Source organism: Stenotrophomonas terrae (assembly GCF_039674165.1).
Lineage (GTDB): Bacteria > Pseudomonadota > Gammaproteobacteria > Xanthomonadales > Xanthomonadaceae > Stenotrophomonas > Stenotrophomonas terrae_A.
In genome coordinates, this window is sequence record NZ_JBDJMY010000028.1 from 38827 (window position 1) to 56273 (window position 17447).

The window sequence follows — 17447 nt, forward strand, 5'->3', positions numbered from 1 at the left end:
CGGCCTTGTCGCCGCTGCCAGGGGCAAGATCATTCCGGATCGTAATCGAGGTTGGATGCCAACCAGCGCTCGACCTGGGCGCGGTCCACGCCTTTGCGTTTGGCGTAGTCGCTGACCTGTTCGCGCGACACGCGGCCGACCACGAAGTACTGGCTCTGCGGATGGCTGAAGTAATAGCCGGACACCGCGGCGGTAGGCAGCATGGCGAAGCTCTCGGTCAGCGACATGCCGATGCCCTCGGCGCCGAGCAGTTCAAATAGCGCCTGTTTCTCGCTGTGCTCGGGGCAGGCGGGGTAGCCCGGGGCTGGGCGGATGCCGCTGTACTTCTCGGCGATCAGTGCCTCGTTGTCGAGCTGTTCGCCGCTGGCGTAGCCCCAGAACTCGGTACGCACGCGCTGGTGCAGGCGTTCGGCCATGGCTTCGGCCAGGCGGTCGGCCAGGGCCTTGAGCAGGATGGCGTTGTAGTCGTCGTGGTCGGCTTCATAACGGGCGACGTGCGCGTCGATGCCGATACCTGCGGTCACCGCGAACGCGCCGATCCAGTCCTGTTTGCCGCTGTCGGCCGGTGCAATGAAATCGGCCAGGCAGAAGTCCGGGCGCTCGGCCGGCTTGTCGACCTGCTGGCGCAGGAAGTGCAGGGTGTGCTGCTGATCTAGCCCCTCTCCCTGCGGGAGAGGGGTTGGGGTGAGGGTGCTTGGCACAAGCGAAGAAGCAGAAAGCTTGCCCTCATCCGCCCTTCGGGCACCTTCTCCCGCATGCGGGAGAAGGGAGGAAACAGCACTGTCTCCCGCATGCGGCAGAAGGGAGGAAACAGCACTGTCTCCCGCATGCGGCAGAAGGGAGGAAACAGCACTGTCTCCCGCATGCGGGAGAAGGGAGAGCACGACATCGTCTCCGCTGCTGTTTGCCGGCCACAAGCCGAACACCGCCCGCGCCGTCAGCCACTTCTCGTCAACGATGCGCTTGAGCATCGCCTGCGCATCGGCGAAAAGATCACTCGCCTGCGGGCCTACGATTTCGTCCGTCAGGATGGCCGGGTACTTGCCGGCCAGTTCCCAGGCCTGGAAGAACGGCGTCCAGTCGATGACCGGAATCAGGTCCTGCAGCGGGTAGTCGTCGAATACATGTACGCCGGGCTGGTTCGGCGTCGGCGGCGTGTACTGGCTCCAGTCGCAGCTGAAGCGCTGGCCGCGCGCATGTTCCAGCGAAACCAGGCGCTTGGCATCGCCGCGGTTGCGGTGGCGCTGGCGGATATCCGCATAGTCGGCATCGTTGGCGGCGACGAAGCTGGCGCGCAGTTCGCGCGAGATCAGCGATTGGGCGACGCCGACCGCACGCGAGGCATCTTTCACCCACACCGTTGGCGCGCTGTAGAACGGGTCGATCTTCAGCGCGGTATGCGCGCGCGAGGTGGTTGCACCGCCAATCATCAACGGCAGCTCGAAGCCCTGCCGCTGCATTTCCTTGGCGACGTGGCTCATTTCCTCCAGCGAGGGCGTGATCAGCCCGGACAGACCGATGATGTCGGCGTTCTCGGCGCGTGCCGCGTCGAGGATCTTCTGCGCCGGCACCATCACGCCCAGGTCGACTACTTCGAAGTTGTTGCAGGCAAGCACGACGCCAACGATGTTCTTGCCGATGTCATGCACGTCACCCTTGACCGTGGCCATGATGATCTTGCCGTTGGTCTTGCCGACTTCGCCGGTGCGCGCCTTTTCTTCTTCGATGAAGGGCAGCAGATAGGCCACAGCCTTCTTCATCACGCGGGCGGATTTGACCACCTGCGGCAGGAACATCTTGCCGGCACCGAACAGGTCGCCGACCACGTTCATGCCGTCCATCAGCGGGCCTTCAATCACGTCCAGCGGGCGGCTGGACTGCTGCCGCGCTTCTTCGGTGTCTTCTTCAACCCAGGCATCCAACCCTTGCACCAGCGCGTGGGCCAGACGGTCGCGTACCGGACGTTCGCGCCAGGCAAGGTCCTCGACTTTCTTCTCGCCTTTCTTGCCTTTGTAGCGCTCGGCGATTTCCAGCAAACGCTCGGTGCCATCGCGGCGGCGGTTGAGGATCACATCTTCCACGCGTTCGCGCAGTTCCGGATCGAGCTGGTCGTAGATCGGCATGGCGCCGGCGTTGACGATGCCCATGTCCATGCCGGCCTTGATGGCGTGGTACAGGAACACCGAGTGGATCGCCTGGCGCACGGTTTCGTTGCCACGGAACGAGAACGAAACGTTCGATACGCCGCCGGACACATGGCAGTGCGGCAGGGTGCGCTTGATGATGCGGGTGGCTTCAATGAAGTCCACCGCGTAGTTGTCGTGTTCCTCGATGCCGGTGGCCACGGCAAAGATGTTGGGGTCGAAGATGATGTCTTCCGGCGGGAAGCCCACCTGCTCGGTGAGGATGCGGTAGGCGCGCGTGCAGATCTCGACCTTGCGCTCGCAGGTATCGGCCTGGCCGACTTCGTCGAAGGCCATCACCACCGCCGCGGCACCATAACGGCGCACCAGCCGGGCGTGTTCCAGGAACGCGGCTTCGCCTTCCTTCAGCGAGATCGAGTTGACCACGCTCTTGCCCTGCAGGCATTTCAGGCCGGCTTCGATCACGCTCCACTTGGACGAATCGACCATCACCGGAATGCGGGCGATATCCGGCTCGGACATGATCAGGTTGAGGAACCGCGCCATCGCCTTCTCGGAATCGATCAGGCCCTCGTCCATGTTGACGTCGAGGATCTGTGCACCGCTGGCAACCTGCTGGCGGGCGACTTCCACCGCTTCTTCGTAACGTTCTTCCTTGACCAGTTTGCGGAACTGCGCGCTGCCGGTGACGTTGGTGCGCTCACCAACATTGATGAACAACAGGTCAGGGGTGATGACCAGTGGTTCCAGGCCCGACAGGCGGGTGTAGTGGGTTGCGGTGTCGTTGCTCATTACCAGACCTTGAAAACCTGTCCATTGGCGATACCGTCGATGCTGCGCTGGTAAGCCAGTGCGGCGCGGGCGGCGGAGACCGGTTCAAAGCCGGGGAAGAAGTCGCCATAGGCGTCCAGCGCTTCAGTCAGCACGCTGGGGCTTACCGCGTTGATGCGCAGGCCGCGCGGCAGTTCCAGCGCGGCAGCGTGTACGAAACCTTCGATGGCGGCGTTGACGCTGCTGGCGCTGGCGCCCTGCGCGATCGGCTGCTCCGTCAGGATGCCGGTGGTCAAGGTGATGCTGCCGCCGTCACGCAGGTGGTGTTGGCCCAGCAATGCCAAGCGCACCTGGCCCAGCAGTTTGTCCTGCAGGCCCTGGGCGAACTGTGCAGGGCTCATCTGCGTCAGCGGCCCGAAGTGGACACTGCCGGTGGTGGCGACAATGGCATCGAGCGGGCCGACGGCCTGCAGCAGCGCGCTCACGCTGTCGTCGCTGCCAAGATCAACGCTGTGCAGCGGATCCGAGCGAGACGCGGTGATGACCTGATGCTGTTGCCGCAGATGCTGCGCAACCGCCGAACCCAGGGTGCCACTGGCACCGACCAGAAGAATCTTCTTCATCGCGTGTTCCTCAAGCAGCTTTGTCTGCAGCCAGCGGCAGCCTGCGCGGCGGCAGCCCGGCGACAGCCTCGGCGATGGCGCGGATATGGTCGGGCGAGGTGCCGCAGCAACCGCCTACCAGGTTCAGCAGGCCGGACTGGGCGAACTCCTTGAGCGTGGTGGCCATTTCCTCGGGCGTCTCGTCGTACTCGCCGAAGGCATTGGGCAGGCCGGCATTCGGATGCGCGCTGACATAGCCGCTGGAGATCTGCGCCAGCGTTTCCACATGCGGGCGCATGTCGGTGGCACCGAGCGCGCAGTTGAAGCCGATCGACAGCGGCTGGCCGTGCGAGACCGACGCGTAGAAGGCTTCGGCGGTCTGCCCGGACAAGGTGCGGCCGGAGGCATCGGTGATGGTGCCGGAGATCATGATCGGCAGGCGGCCGCCGCGCGCATCGAATACTTCCTCGATGGCGAACAGCGCGGCCTTGGCATTGAGCGTGTCGAAGATGGTTTCCACCATCAGGGTGTCGGCGCCGCCGTCGATCAGGCCTTCGATGGCTTCGCGGTAGGTCGCGCGCAATGCGTCGAAACTGGTGTTGCGGAAGCCGGGGTCGTTGACGTCGGGGCTGATCGAGGCGGTGCGGCTGGTCGGGCCGAGCACGCCGATCACGAAGCGCGGCTTGGCCGGGTTGGTCGCTTCGATGGCATCACAGCACTGGCGCGCAACCTGGGCACCAGCCTTGTTCAACTCATACACCAGGTGTTCCAGGTGATAGTCGGCCTGGCTGACCGAGGTAGCGTTGAAGGTATTGGTTTCCAGCAGATCCGCACCGGCTTCAAGGTAGGCGGTATGGATGCCGGCGATCACGTCAGGCTTGGTCAGCAGCAATAGATCGTTGTTGCCCTTCAGGTCGTGCCCGCAGCCGGCGCCATGGACATGCTGGCTGTCGAAGCCCTCGGCAAAACGCTCGCCGCGATAGTCGCCTTCCTCCAGGCGATGGCGCTGGATCATTGTCCCCATCGCACCATCGATGATCAGGATGCGCTGGGCCAGGGCATCGAGCAGTTTGTGGACGCGATCGGGGTGGAGCCAGGGGAGGGCTTGCATAGGGCGGGCCGGGTGCTCGTGTCAGGATTGGTGCGCGATCAGCGAGATCACTTCGAAGTGCGGCGGGCGCTTTTCGCGGGTGACGGTCTCCAGACTGGATACTTCCAGCCCGGCCTTTTCCACGAACTTGCGCAGCTCCTTGCCGGTGAAACCGAGATTGACGTGGCCGTAGGCTTCCACCGCAGCCTTGTGCTCATGGCGGGCCAGGCTGCACAGCATCAGCCGGCCTTGCGGGCGCAGCACGCGGGCGCATTCAGCCACGGCCTTGGCCGGCTGGCTGGAGTAGGTGAGGGCGTGCATCAGCACCACCAGGTCGAAGCTGCCATCGGCGAACGGCAGCTTGTGCATGTCGCCTTCCAGCACCTCGACATTGGGCAGCTTGCGCAGGCGCTCGCTGGCGGCGGCGACGACGCGGGCACTGGTGTCGATGCAGACATAACGCTTTGCGTGCGGGGCCAGCAGCTCGGCCAACACGCCGTCGCCGGAGGCGATGTCCAGCACATCACCGGTTTCCAGCAGCGGCAGGGCGCTGCGTGCCATCGCTTCCCAGGTGCGGCCGGGCGAATAATGGCGCTCCATGTCGCCGGCGACGCTGTCCGCCCAGTTCTGGTCGGCCGCACGCATGGCCAGCACCGCCGGTACACGCTCGGCATCCTGGCGCAGCAGCGGGTCGTCGCTGCCACTGCTGAGGGCATGCCACAATGCGCGCTGCGCCGAATCCAGTGCGGCTTCGTCAAAGCGGTAGTACGCCGAGACGCCGGCGCGGCGGTCGCGCACCAGGCCGGCTTCCTTGAGCCGGGCCAGATGGGTGGACACGCGTGGCTGTGCCAGCGTGGTGATGGCCGACAGCTCGGCCACAGTCAGTTCTTCCTGCTCAAGCAGCGTCAACAGACGCACGCGCGTCGCATCGGCGAACACTTTCAGACGGGTTGACCAGTCTTCCAGATCCATAAATATCTACCTATCGCGATATAGAGATATTTTCGTTGTATTGCCGGTTCCGGTCAAGAAGATGCATAGGCTGAACGGGGTTGCGATGGTTACAATCGCAACTTGATAAACCCTGGGAGGGGTGTAGTGGACTTCAGTTTTTCCGACGAGCAGCTGATGCTGCAGGACGTCGCACGCCGTATCGCCAAAGAAAAGATCGCCCCCAGTGCCGAGCACTTCGACGCCACCGGTGAGTACCCGCTGGAGAACATCCGCCTGCTCGGCGAGAACGGCCTGATGGGCATCGAAGTGCCGGTGGAATACGGCGGCTCGGGTATGGACCCCATCTCCAGCGTGCTGGCGATCATCGAGGTTTCTGCGGCCGATGCAGCCCATGCCACCATCATGTCGGTGAACAATTCGCTGTTCTGCAACGCGGTGCTGGGTTATGGCACCGAGGCGCAGAAGCAGATCTACGTGCGTGCGATTGCCGAAGGCAGCGAGATCGGTGCGTTCGCGTTGACGGAGTCGCAGTCCGGTTCGGACGCCACTGCCATGCGTTGCCGCGCGGTCAAGCAGGCCGATGGTTCGTTTGTGATCAACGGCCAGAAGAGCTGGATCACCTCGGGCCCGGTGGCGCGTTACATCGTGTTGTTTGCGATGACCGACCCGGACAAGCGCTCGCGCGGCATCACTGCGTTCATGATCGATACCCACAAGTCGGGCTTCGGCCGCGGCAAGACTGAGCCCAAGCTCGGCGTGCGTGCTTCGGCAACCTGCGAGATCGAGTTCCAGGACTATGTTGCCGCTGCCGAAGACGTGATCGGCAACGAAGGCGAGGGCTTCAAGATCGCGATGAGCCTGTTGGATTCGGGCCGCATCGGCATCGCGTCGCAGGCGGTGGGCATTGCCCGTGCCGCCTATGAAGCCTCGCTTGCCTATGTGAAGGACCGCAAATCGTTTGGTGCGCCGATCGGCAGCTTCCAGATGATCCAGGCCAAGATCGCCGACATGAAATGCAAGCTGGACGCAGCCATGCTGCTGACCTTGCGCGCGGCTTGGTTGAAGTCGCAGGGCAAGCGCTTCTCCACCGAGGCAGCGGTAGCCAAGTTGACCGCTTCGGAGGCGGCGATGTGGATTGCCCACCAGGCGGTGCAGATCCACGGTGGCATGGGCTATTCCAAGGAAATGCCGCTGGAGCGTTATTTCCGCGATGCCAAGATCACCGAGATCTATGAAGGCACGTCGGAGATCCAGCGTCTGGTCATCGCCCGCAACGAAACCGGCGTGCGCTAAGCACACGGCAGTGCCGCGCCTGGATGGCCCGAGGCACCACGGGTAACGCTTCTCCCTCGATTGGCGCGGCACTACAAGTGCAAAAAAAAGCCCCGGCATTGCCGGGGCTTTTCGTATCAGCGGTCTTCCTGCACCGCGCGTACCTTGTGCTGTTCGATGTACTCCTTGGACTGCTCGTCCAGCTTGTCACCGAGCATGCGCCGCACGCTGACGAAGAACAGCGGGATCAGCAGCACGCCGATCACGGTGGCGAACAACATGCCGCCGATCACGCCGGTACCCAGCGAGTGGCGTGCATTGGCGCCGGCACCGCTGGAGATGGCCATCGGCAGCACGCCGAGGATGAACGCAAACGAGGTCATCAGGATCGGGCGGAAACGCAGATGTGCCGCTTCGATGGTCGCCTCGCGCAGGGTCTTGCCGGCTGCACGCTGCTCGACCGCGAACTCCACGATCAGGATCGCGTTCTTCGCCGCCAGACCAATCACCGTCACCATGCCGATCTTGAAATACAGATCGTTCGGCAGGCCACGCAGCAGCGAGAACACCACCGCGCCGAGGATGCCGATCGGCACCACCAGCAGCACCGAGACCGGGATCGACCAGCTTTCATACAGCGCTGCAAGACACAGGAACACCACCACGATCGACAACACCATCAGCAGCGTCGCCGCGTTGCCGGCCAGGATTTCCTGGTAGGACATGCCCGACCAGTCATAGCCGAAGCCGGCCGGCAGGTCGTCACGTACCAGTCGTTCCATGGTCGACATGGCCTGGCCGGAACTGCTGCCCGGAGCCGGTGCGCCGACGATGTTGACCGCCGAGTAGCCGTTGTAGCGGTTCAGTGCCGGCGGGGCATAGATCCACTCCGACTTGACCACCGAGCTGAGCGGAATCATCGCCGGCTGGCCGGTGGCGTCCTTGCTCAGCGAGCTCGGCACAAAATAGCTGTTCAGCGATTCCGGACCGGTGCGGTAGGCGGCGTCGGCCTGCATGTTGACGCGCTTGATGCGGCCACCATAGAAGAAGTCGTTGACGTAGACCGGTGCCAGCATCATCTGGATGGCGGTATAGACGTCATTGACCGATACGCCCATGGCCTGGGCCTGCACGCGGTCCACCTTGAGCTGCAGCTGCGGCGAGTTTTCCAGCGTATTGGGGCGTACGCCGACCAAGGCCTTGTCCTGCCCGGCCGCACCCAGCAGGGTGTTGCGGGCGTTCATCAACGCCTCCTGGCCGGCGCCGGTACGGTCCTGCAGCCACATGTCGAAACCACCGAACTGGCCCAGGCCCTGCACGGTCGGCAGGTTGACGAAGAAGATCTGCGCGTCCTTGATGCTGTAGGCCTTCTGGTTCATTTTCTGGATGAACTCAGGCGCGGTTTCCTTGCGTTCGCTCCAATCCTTGAGGCGGACGAAGGCCATACCCACGTTTTCACCGGAACCGATGAAGCTGAAACCGGTGATCTGCATCAGGCCTTCAAACGCATCTTCCTGCTGCAAGGTGCCGAGCAGCTGGTCGAACACAGCGGTGGTGCGGGTCTTGGTGGCACCCGGCGGCAACTGCACGATGGCCAGCGCATAGCCCTGGTCTTCTTCCGGCAGGAAGCTGCCCGGCAAGCGGGTGAACAGGAAGCCACACAGCACCAGCAGCAGCGCGAATACCATCAACCAGCGCGGGGCGTGCCGGATGACACCGCCGACGGTGCCGACATAGCTCTTTTCCAGCTTGCCGTAGTACTTGTTGAAGGTGCGGTAGACCCAGTTCGGATGCTCGTTGTGGGTGGGCTTGAGGAAGGCCGCACACAGCGCCGGGGTGAAGGTCAGCGCCAGCAGGGCCGAGAACGCCATCGCCATGGCGATGGTCAGCGCGAACTGCTTGTAGATCTCGCCGGATGCACCTGGCTGCAGGGCAGAGGGAATGAACACTGCAGCCAGCACCACGGTGATTGCCACCACGGCGCCAGTGATCTGGCTCATTGCTTTCTGCGTGGCCGGCTTCGGGTCGAGCTTCTCCTCGCTCATGATGCGTTCGACGTTTTCGATGACGACGATGGCGTCATCGACCACGATGCCGATCGCCAGCACCATCGCGAACAGGGTCAGCTGGTTGATGGTGAAGCCGATCGCCAGCATGCCCATGAAGGTGCCGAGCAGGGCCACCGGGATGACCAGGGTGGGGATGATCGTCGCGCGGAAGTTCTGCAGGAAGATCAACATCACCAGGAACACCAGGATGATGGCCTCGACCAGGGTGTGGATCACTTCCTCGATCGAGATGGTGACGAAGGTGGTGCTGTCGTAGGGGGTGAACCAGCTCACGCCGGGCGGGAAGCTCGGTGCCAGCTCGTCCATCTTTGCGCGCACCGCCTCGGACACGTCCAGGGCGTTGGCGCCGGGCAGCAGCTGGATGGCGAACACAGCCACCGGCTTGCCGTTGTACTTGGTGTCAAAGCCGTAGTTGGTCGCACCGAAGGAAACCTTGGCGACGTCCTTGAGCTTGACCACGCTGCCGTCACTGTTGGCCCGCAGGATGGTGTTCTCGAACTCTTCCGGGCTGCTGTAGCGCCCTTCGGCGGCAACGGTTGCGGTGAAGGCCTGGCCATTGGGTGCCGGGTCGCCGCCCACCGAACCTGCCGCGAACTGCAGGTTCTGGGTGCCGATTGCGTTGTAAACATCGGTTGCCGACAGGTGGTAGCCCTGCAGCTTTTCCGGGTTCAGCCATACGCGCATGGCGTATTCGGAACCGAACTGCTGGGTGCTGCCGACGCCGGGAACACGCGAGATCTGCTCCAGCACGCGCGCACCGACAATGTCGTTGAGCGCGTCACGGTCGACGTTGCCGTCATCCGAGCGCACGCCCACGGCCATCAGGAAGCCGGCGTTGGCCTTGGCCACCACCACGCCCTGCTTGGTTACTTCCGAAGGCAGTCGCGGGGTTGCCAGCGATACCTTGTTCTGCACCTGCACCTGGGCGATGTCGGCATTGGTGCCGCTGTCGAAGGTCAGGGTGATGGTGACCCGTCCGTTCGATGACGACGACGAGCTGAAATACATCAGGTTGTCGATGCCGGTCAGCTGCTGCTCGATCACCTGGGTGACCGATTTTTCCGCGGTGGACGCACTGGCGCCCGGGTAGTTGGCGGTGACGGTCACCTGCGGTGGCGCCACGCTCGGATAGGACTCGATACCCAGGTTGAGGATCGAGATCACGCCGCCAAGCGAGATCAGGATCGCCACCACCCAGGCGAAGACGGGATGCTCGATGAAAAATTTAGGCATGGTGGAGTCCCGTTACTCTTTCTTTGCCGGGGCAGCGGCCGGCGCGCCAGCGGCGGGCTTGGCGGCGTCGGGCTGCCAGGGTTTGGCAACGGCCGGGGCGCCTTCCTTGACCTTCTGGATGCCGGAAACAATGATCTGGTCGCCGGCGGCCAGGCCGGAAGAAACCAGCCAGTTGGCACCCTGCTGGTTGTCCAGGCTGATGTTCTTGCGCGCGACCTTGCCGTCCTTGCCCACGATCAGCACGTAGCCGCCCTGGGTATCACGCTGCACGGCCTGCTGCGGCACCAGGAAGGCGTTGTGGCGCTCGCCCAGGTTGGCCTTGAAGCTGACGAACGAGCCCGGCAGAAGGATGTGGTCCGGGTTGGGCAGCTGCGCACGTAGCGATACCGTGCCGGTCGCCGGATCCACCGTGGTCGAAGAGAAATCCAGGCTGCCTTCGTGGCCGTAGGCGCTGCCATCGGGCAGGTTGACCTGCACCGTGGTCTTGCCGTCGCCGGCCAGTGCCACCGCGCCCTTGTCCTGGGCTGCACGCAGCTGGCTCAGTTCGTCGGCGGTCATCGAGAAGTTCACATACAGCGGATCGATCTGATCAACCGTGGTCAGCAGGGTCACATCGCCCTGGCCAACCAGAGCACCTTCGGTGACCTGCTGCTTGCCCGCCTGGCCGGCGATGGGCGAGGTGACCCGCGCATAGCCCAGATTGATGCGCGCAGCGGTGACAGCGGCTTCGGCCTGCTGCACGGCGGCGGCCGAGGAGCGTTCGGCGGCTTCGGCGCTGTCCAGGTCGGACTTGGAGACATAGCTCTGCGGTGCCAGCGAGCGCGCGCGGGTGGCGGTGGCGCGGGCGTTGACGTAGGTGGCGCGGGCCGCTGCCAGCGCACCTTCGGCAGACGCCAGCGAGGCCTGCAGCGGCGCCGGGTCGATCAGGAACAGCACCTGACCTTCCTTGACCGTGCTGCCTTCTTCGTAGACGCGCTTCTGCAGCACGCCGGCCACGCGGGCGCGGACGTCGGCCGAGCGGAACGGCGACAGCCGGCCAACCAGCTCACGCTGCAAGGGCAGGGTCTGCGGTTTGGCGTCCACCACGCCGACCTCCTGCGGAGGCGGAGCAGCTTGCTCCTGCGGCTTTTTGCAGGCGGCAAGGCTCAATGTCGCTGCACAGGTGAGAGCGAGAAGACGGAGTGGGGCGGTCATCAGGAGAAACTCCGGGTGTTGTTTTTATTTGAGGCCGTGGTGGCTTGGTGCGCCGGCGCAAAAGCACGCAGGAAGCCGTCAACGGCAAATTCGGCCCAGCAGAGACGGTTGTGTGGGTCGTCGCGGTGGGGGGCGTGGAATCGCTGTCGTTCAAAATCCTGGCCAGCAATCATGCTTATTAACAGCTCGGCCATGAAATGCGGGTCGTCATGGTCCAAACGGCCGCGGAGAATTTCGGTGTGCATCCATTCAGCTACATGGTTGCGCAATGCCTCACTGCTGCCCAGGTACATATATTGCGCTTCGTCGCGGAACTCATGCGCGCTGGCGCCGATCAGCTGGGCGGTGCGGCGGGCAGCGGGTTTGTTGCGGTTTTCGAGATAGCCCACGGCGAAATCGAGCAGGACCTGGCGCAGGGCTTTGTCTTCGTCAACCACCAGTGCGGCGGTGGCGTTGGAGACATGCAGCTGCATGGCCTGGCGCAACAGCTCGCGTTTGCAGCCATAGCGGCTGTAGAGCGTCTGCTTGGAACAGCCTGCCGCTGCCGCGACGGCATCCATACTCAGGCGTATTCCCTGTTCGGCCAAGAGTTCCCGCACCGCTTCGAACACGCGCTCATCACGCGCGTCGATTGGCGCGGGGCTGGTAGAAGGGTTTGGCATAAGCGGTGGACTATACCGTCCAGTTCAGAAACACCGCAACGTAATTCGTCTTTCACTCCTGTTGGTGAGCAAACGAGATTCAGGTGGCGGACATTCTTGCGGCATCGCTATCACCAGATACGGGGCTGTCGCTGTCGTTTCTGCCCGGATTGCGCTGCAGATAATGCGGCCCTGCAGCAAGGTTCTTTTTGTTACCAGCGATACAATCGCGGTTTCTCCAACCGAGCAACACCCAAAGCTCTGCCATGAAATCGCAAAACAGTGCTGCCAAGTCCGTAAAGACGAAATCCAAACCGGCTGTAAAGCAGAACATCGCAGACGCCGGCCTCTCGCTAGAACCGGTATTTGCAGCCTTGCGGAAGCGTTATCCCGCTGCAGCCGCGCAGGCGCAGGCAGTGGCATTTGCTACGGCGTTCTACAAGCGCATGGAAGCCGACGAGTTCAAGCTGCACTCGGCCGACGACTGGGCGGTGCTGGCCGCCGGCATGCTCGAGTTCGCCCGCAGCCGCAAGCCGGGCAAGGCCAATGTGCGTGTGTTCAATCCCACGCTGAAGACTGACGGTTGGGAATCGGCACATACCGTGCTGCAGATCGTCAACGACGACATGCCGTTCCTGGTGGATACGGTGACACTGGCACTGGCCGAGCAGGGCGTCGGCGTGCACGTGCTGGGCCACCCGGTGATCAATATCGCGCGCGACAAGGCCGGCAAGCTCAGCGGCGTTGGCAATGGTGCGCTGGAGTCGGTGATGTTGCTGGAGATTGATCGCCAGCCGGCCGACGCGCTGGACGCGATCGCCAAGCGAGTCACCGCTGCGGTGGACGACGTGCGCGCCATCGTCAATGACTGGCAGCCGATGACCGACAAGGCGCTGGCACTGGCCGATGACCTGGGCAAGCGTTCGCTGCCGGTCAGCAAGGAATCGCGTGCCGAGGCGCAGGAGTTCCTGCGCTGGGCCGCCGACAACCATTTCACCTTCTTCGGCTACCGCGAGTACAAGGTAGAGAAGAAGGGCAAGGAAGAAGTGCTGGTCGCCCAGAACGGCACCGGGCTGGGCCTGATGCGCGGCAAGGACACGATGGTGGCACGCCCGGTCAAGGGGCTCGCCGCCGAAGGCCTGAACGCCACCAGCAGCCTGCATGACGCGCTGATCCTGACCAAGACCAATGCCCGCTCGCATATCCACCGCGGCGGCTACATGGACTACATCGGCGTGCTGGAATTCGACGCCAAGGGCAAGATCATCGGCGAGCAGCGCTTCCTCGGCCTGTTCACCTCCAGCGCTTACAACCGCCGCCCGTGGGAAATCCCGCTGGTGCGCCAGCGCTATGAAAACGTGATGGCACGTTCGGGCCTGAGCCTGTCCAGCCACAGCGGCAAGGCACTGCGTCATATCCTGGAGTCGCTGCCGCGCGAAGAACTGTTCCAGTCCAGCGAGGACGAACTGTTCCGCACCGCCATGGGCGTGCTTGGCCTGCAGGAGCGCGTGCGCAGCCGCCTGTTCCTGCGCCGTGACAAGTTCAGTCGCTTCATCTCGGCACTGGTGTTCCTGCCGCGCGAGCGCTTCAACACCGACGTGCGTCTGCGCGTTGAAAGCATGTTGAAGGATGCGCTGCAGGGCGAATACGTCGATTCCAGCGTAGTGCTGGGCGACTCGCCGCTGGCCCAGGTGCACCTGATCGTGCGCCCCAAGGCCGGGCAGAGCCTGGAGCTGGACGTGGAGGGCATGGAAAAGCGCCTGGCCCACGTGCTGCGCAACTGGCAGGACGATCTGCGCGAAGCGCTGGTCAACAGCCATGGCGAAGGCGAAGGCCTGCGCATCGCCTCGCGTATCGGCAAGGCCCTGCCGGCCGGTTACATCGAAGACTCCAGCGCTGAAATCGCTGCGGCCGACGTCGCCCAGCTGGACGCATTGACCGGCCCGGACGATCTGCGTCTGAGCCTGCAGGCCATCCGTCGCGATGGCGTCGATGGTCTGCGCCTGAAGCTGTACCGCCAGCTGGAAGACATTCCACTGTCGGACGTGCTGCCGATGATGGAAAACATGGGCCTGCGCGTAATCGCCGAGCGCCCGTACAAGCTGATGGTCGATGAAGCGCCGGTCTACGTGCAGGACTTCGAGGTTGAATCCACCATCGGTGCGATCGACCCGGCCAGCGCCAATGCCGCCTTCAGCGATGCATTCGCTCGTACCTGGCACGGCGATGCCGAGAACGATGGCTTCAACCGTCTGGTGCTGGGCGCCGGTCTGGATTGGCGCCAGGTGTCGATGCTGCGCGGCTACTGCAAGTACCTGCTGCAGATCGGCGTGCCGTTCTCGCAGACTTATGTGGAAGGCACCTTCAATCGTTACCCGCTGCTGGCGCGCCTGATCGTGGAACTGTTCGAAGCCCGCTTCGAGCCGACCCCGTCGGCCGACAAGGCGGTGCTGGATGCACAGCTGGCCCAGTTCAAGCAGCTGGCCGGTGACGATGCCACCACCCTCAAGCTGCTCGACGGCGTGGTCAAGGCGCGCAAGAGCGACCGTGCCGCGCGCATGGCGTTGGTGCACGAAGTGCTGGTCAAGCTGCTCGACGGCGTTTCCAGCCTGGACGAAGACCGCATCCTGCGCAGCTTCATCGGCGTGATCGAAGCCACCCTGCGCACCAGCTATTACATGGTGCGCAAGGACGGCGTGCGCGCCGATGGCGGCCCGGCCGACTACATCAGCTTCAAGTTCGACGCCGCCAAGGTGCCGGACCTGCCCAAGCCGCGCCCGTACCGCGAAATCTTCGTGTGCGGACCGCGCGTGGAAGGTACCCACCTGCGCTTCGGCCCGGTAGCCCGTGGTGGCCTGCGCTGGTCGGACCGTCGCGAAGACTTCCGCACCGAGGTGCTGGGCCTGGTCAAGGCGCAGATGGTGAAGAACACCGTGATCGTGCCGGTCGGCTCCAAGGGCGGCTTCTTCGCCAAGCAGCTGCCGGACCCGTCGGTGGATCGCGACGCATGGTTCGCCGAGGGCGTGGCCTGCTACAAGCGCTTCATCAACGGCCTGCTCGACATCACCGACAACATCGTCAACAACAAGATCGTGCCGCCGCAGGGCGTGGTGCGTCATGACATGGACGATCCGTACCTGGTCGTTGCTGCCGACAAGGGCACCGCCACGTTCTCCGACACCGCCAACGGCATCGCCCGTGCGCACGGTTTCTGGCTGGACGATGCGTTCGCTTCCGGTGGCTCGGTCGGTTACGACCACAAGGGGATGGGCATCACCGCGCGTGGTGCGTGGGAGTCGGTCAAGCGCCACTTCCGTGCGCTGGGCCGTGACTGCCAGAAGCAGGATTTCACCGTGGTCGGTGTTGGCGATATGTCCGGCGACGTGTTCGGCAACGGCATGCTGCTGTCCGAGAAGATCCGCCTGGTCTGCGCATTCGATCACCGCCACATCTTCCTCGACCCGAACCCGACCGCTGCCAGCTCGTTCAAGGAACGCGCGCGCATGTTCAAGGTGCCGCGTTCTAGCTGGGCAGACTACGACAGCAAGCTGATCAGCAAGGGCGGCGGCATCTACCCGCGTTCGCTCAAGTCGATCGAGATCACCCCGGAAGTGCGTGAGGCACTGGGCATCGACGCCAGCATCAAGGCGATGAACCCGACCGACCTGATCAATGCCGCGCTGAAGGCACCGGTTGACCTGCTGTGGAACGGCGGCATCGGTACCTACGTCAAGTCGGCGGGCGAGACCCATGCCGATGTCGGCGACCGCGCCAACAACGGCCTGCGCGTCAACGGTGGCGAGCTGCGCTGCAAGATCGTGGGCGAGGGCGGCAACCTGGGCATGACCCAGCTCGGCCGCATCGAGGCCGCGCAGGTAGGCGTGCTGCTCAACACCGACTTCATCGACAACTCGGCCGGTGTGGATACCTCCGACCACGAAGTCAACATCAAGATCCTGCTCAACGATGTTGTCCGCGCCAAGAAGCTCACAGTGGACCAGCGCAACAAGCTGCTGGCCTCGATGACCGACGAGGTCGGCGAGCTGGTGCTGATGGACAACTACCGTCAGAACCAGGCGCTGAGCCTGATGGAGCGGATGAGCAGCAAGCGTCTGGGCTCCAAGCAGCACTTCATCCGCACGCTGGAGAAGCAGGGCCTGCTGGATCGCCAGATCGAGTTCCTGCCGTCCGACGCCGAGCTGTCGGCGCGCAAGCTGCGTGGCCAGGGCCTGACCCGTCCGGAGCTGGCGGTACTGCTGTCGTACTCCAAGATCGTCGCCTTCCAGCAGCTGCTGGAGTCGGACATCCCGGAAGACCCGTACCTGTCCAAGGAACTGCTGCGTTACTTCCCGCAGCCGCTGCAGAAGAAGTACGCCGATGCGATGGACCGTCACCGCCTGAAGCGCGAAATCATCGCCACGGCCGTGACCAACCAGACCATCAATCGCATGGGCGCCACCTTCCTGATGCGCATGCAGGAAGACACCGGCCGTACCGTGGCCGAGGTTGCCAAGGCCTACACCATCAGCCGTGAAACGCTGGATGCGCGTGCACTGTGGACGCAGATCGATGCACTCGATGGCACCTTGCCGGAAGCAGTGCAGGTGGATGCGTTGGAAGTGATCTGGAAGCTGCAGCGCTCGTTCGTGCGTTGGCTGCTGACCCGTCCGGGCGCGATGCCGGGCATCACTGCCGCGGTGGACCGTTATCAGGGTCCGTTCAACGACATCCGCGTTGCATCGGGCGTGCTGCCTGATTCGCAGCGCCCGGCCTACGAGGCCAGCGTTGTGGCGTGGAAGGAGAAGGGCTTGCCGGCGGCGCTGGCACAGCAGTTGTCCGAGCTGCAGTTCCTGGAACCGGCGTTCGACATCATTGAACTGGCGCGTCCGCGCAAGCTCAAGCCGGTGGACGTCTCCAAGGTCCACTTCCGCCTGGGCGAAGCCCTGCAGATGCCGTGGCTGTTCGAGCAGATCGACGCGCTGGAGGTCAACGGCCGTTGGCATGCGGTTGCCCGTGGCGTGTTGCGCGACGAGCTGGCTGCACATCAGCGTGCATTGGCTGGCCAGGTGCTGGCGATGAAGGGCGCGACCGCTGAGGCCAAGGTGGCTGCGTGGTTGGGCCGTGATGACAGCGGCCTGCGTTTCACCCTGGCGATGCTGGCCGAGTTGGCCGAACAGAAGACGCTGGACTACCCGACTGTGTCGGTTGCGGTGCAGCGTTTGGGCCAGTTGGCTGCGCACGGCGCTTAAAGCGTTAGGTTTTTGTTTTGGAGAACGGGCCCGAAAGGGCCCGTTTTCTTTTTTGGGGAAATCAAGAGCTTGCCCTCACCCCAACCCCTCTCCCGCGCGCGGTAGAGGGGCCAGAAATCTGCGAGCGCGAGCGCCGCCTGCAACTGCAGGTTCAGCCCCTCTCTCGCTTGCGGGAGAGGGGTTGGGGTGAGGGGCGCTTTTTGGCACCACCGGGAAAGCTTCTGCCGA

Annotated in this window: 9 protein-coding genes and 1 pseudogene; 2 read left to right on the plus strand and 8 right to left on the minus strand. The window is 63.7% G+C overall.

What is annotated here, in order from left to right; genetic code table 11:
• Nucleotides 1-29 precede the first annotated feature (29 nt).
• The 4 genes from metH to ABE493_RS12935 are packed head-to-tail and all read right to left on the minus strand — an operon-like array spanning nt 30 to nt 5579.
• A complete protein-coding gene (metH, locus tag ABE493_RS12920; RefSeq protein ID WP_346499325.1) occupies nt 30-2936 on the minus strand; it encodes a methionine synthase in 2907 nt (968 codons plus the stop codon).
• The gene (locus tag ABE493_RS12925) at nt 2936-3538 is read right to left on the minus strand and encodes a short chain dehydrogenase (protein WP_346499326.1); all 603 of its coding nucleotides are present in this window, start codon (nt 3536-3538) and stop codon (nt 2936-2938) included. The genes metH and ABE493_RS12925 overlap by 1 nt, the downstream gene beginning before the upstream one ends.
• A 10-nt stretch (nt 3539-3548) precedes the next feature.
• Nucleotides 3549-4628 carry a homocysteine S-methyltransferase family protein gene (locus ABE493_RS12930; protein ID WP_346499327.1) on the minus strand — a complete coding sequence of 360 codons (1080 nt, stop codon included), beginning with the start codon at nt 4626-4628 and terminating at the stop codon, nt 3549-3551.
• Between the two features lie 21 nt (nt 4629-4649).
• Nucleotides 4650-5579: an ArsR/SmtB family transcription factor gene (locus ABE493_RS12935; RefSeq protein WP_346499328.1), complete on the minus strand. Its 930-nt coding sequence runs from the start codon at nt 5577-5579 to the stop codon at nt 4650-4652.
• Nucleotides 5580-5681: 102 nt separating this feature from the next.
• On the opposite strand from ABE493_RS12935, the gene ABE493_RS12940 reads away from it, so the two are divergent.
• Nucleotides 5682-6854 carry an acyl-CoA dehydrogenase family protein gene (locus tag ABE493_RS12940; RefSeq protein WP_430980773.1) on the plus strand — a complete coding sequence of 391 codons (1173 nt, stop codon included), beginning with the start codon at nt 5682-5684 and terminating at the stop codon, nt 6852-6854.
• Between the two features lie 116 nt (nt 6855-6970).
• Here the strand turns inward: ABE493_RS12940 and ABE493_RS12945 are convergent, their stop codons facing one another.
• From ABE493_RS12945 to ABE493_RS12960, 4 genes and pseudogenes are all read right to left on the minus strand, one after another.
• Nucleotides 6971-10135 carry an efflux RND transporter permease subunit gene (locus tag ABE493_RS12945; protein ID WP_346499330.1) on the minus strand — a complete coding sequence of 1055 codons (3165 nt, stop codon included), beginning with the start codon at nt 10133-10135 and terminating at the stop codon, nt 6971-6973.
• 24 nt (nt 10136-10159) lie between these two features.
• Nucleotides 10160-11329 (minus strand): annotated as a pseudogene (locus ABE493_RS12950) (efflux RND transporter periplasmic adaptor subunit); the annotation flags it as partial.
• On the minus strand, nt 11329-11991 hold the full coding sequence (locus ABE493_RS12955) for a TetR/AcrR family transcriptional regulator (RefSeq protein ID WP_346499331.1): 663 nt from the start codon (nt 11989-11991) through the stop codon (nt 11329-11331). The pseudogene ABE493_RS12950 and the gene ABE493_RS12955, both read right to left, overlap by 1 nt.
• Before the next feature lie 79 nt (nt 11992-12070).
• Entirely contained in the window at nt 12071-12304 is a 234-nt protein-coding gene (locus ABE493_RS12960; protein WP_346499334.1) for a hypothetical protein, read from the minus strand.
• Between ABE493_RS12960 and ABE493_RS12965 the strand changes: the two genes are divergently transcribed.
• A complete protein-coding gene (locus ABE493_RS12965; RefSeq protein ID WP_430980774.1) occupies nt 12237-17219 on the plus strand; it encodes an NAD-glutamate dehydrogenase in 4983 nt (1660 codons plus the stop codon). The two genes, ABE493_RS12960 and ABE493_RS12965, sit on opposite strands and share 68 nt — an antisense overlap.
• Nucleotides 17220-17447 lie beyond the last annotated feature (228 nt).

Bases quoted from the DNA above. Each gene is read 5' to 3' on its own strand.
- metH (WP_346499325.1), bottom strand. From the start codon at position 2,936: ATGAGCAACGACACCGCAACCCACTACACCCGCCTGTCGGGCCTGGAA.
- ABE493_RS12925 (WP_346499326.1), bottom strand. From the start codon at position 3,538: ATGAAGAAGATTCTTCTGGTCGGTGCCAGTGGCACCCTGGGTTCGGCG.
- ABE493_RS12930 (WP_346499327.1), bottom strand. From the start codon at position 4,628: ATGCAAGCCCTCCCCTGGCTCCACCCCGATCGCGTCCACAAACTGCTC.
- ABE493_RS12935 (WP_346499328.1), bottom strand. From the start codon at position 5,579: ATGGATCTGGAAGACTGGTCAACCCGTCTGAAAGTGTTCGCCGATGCG.
- ABE493_RS12945 (WP_346499330.1), bottom strand. From the start codon at position 10,135: ATGCCTAAATTTTTCATCGAGCATCCCGTCTTCGCCTGGGTGGTGGCG.
- ABE493_RS12955 (WP_346499331.1), bottom strand. From the start codon at position 11,991: ATGCCAAACCCTTCTACCAGCCCCGCGCCAATCGACGCGCGTGATGAG.
- ABE493_RS12965 (WP_430980774.1), top strand. From the start codon at position 12,237: ATGAAATCGCAAAACAGTGCTGCCAAGTCCGTAAAGACGAAATCCAAA.
- ABE493_RS12960 (WP_346499334.1), bottom strand. From the start codon at position 12,304: ATGTTCTGCTTTACAGCCGGTTTGGATTTCGTCTTTACGGACTTGGCA.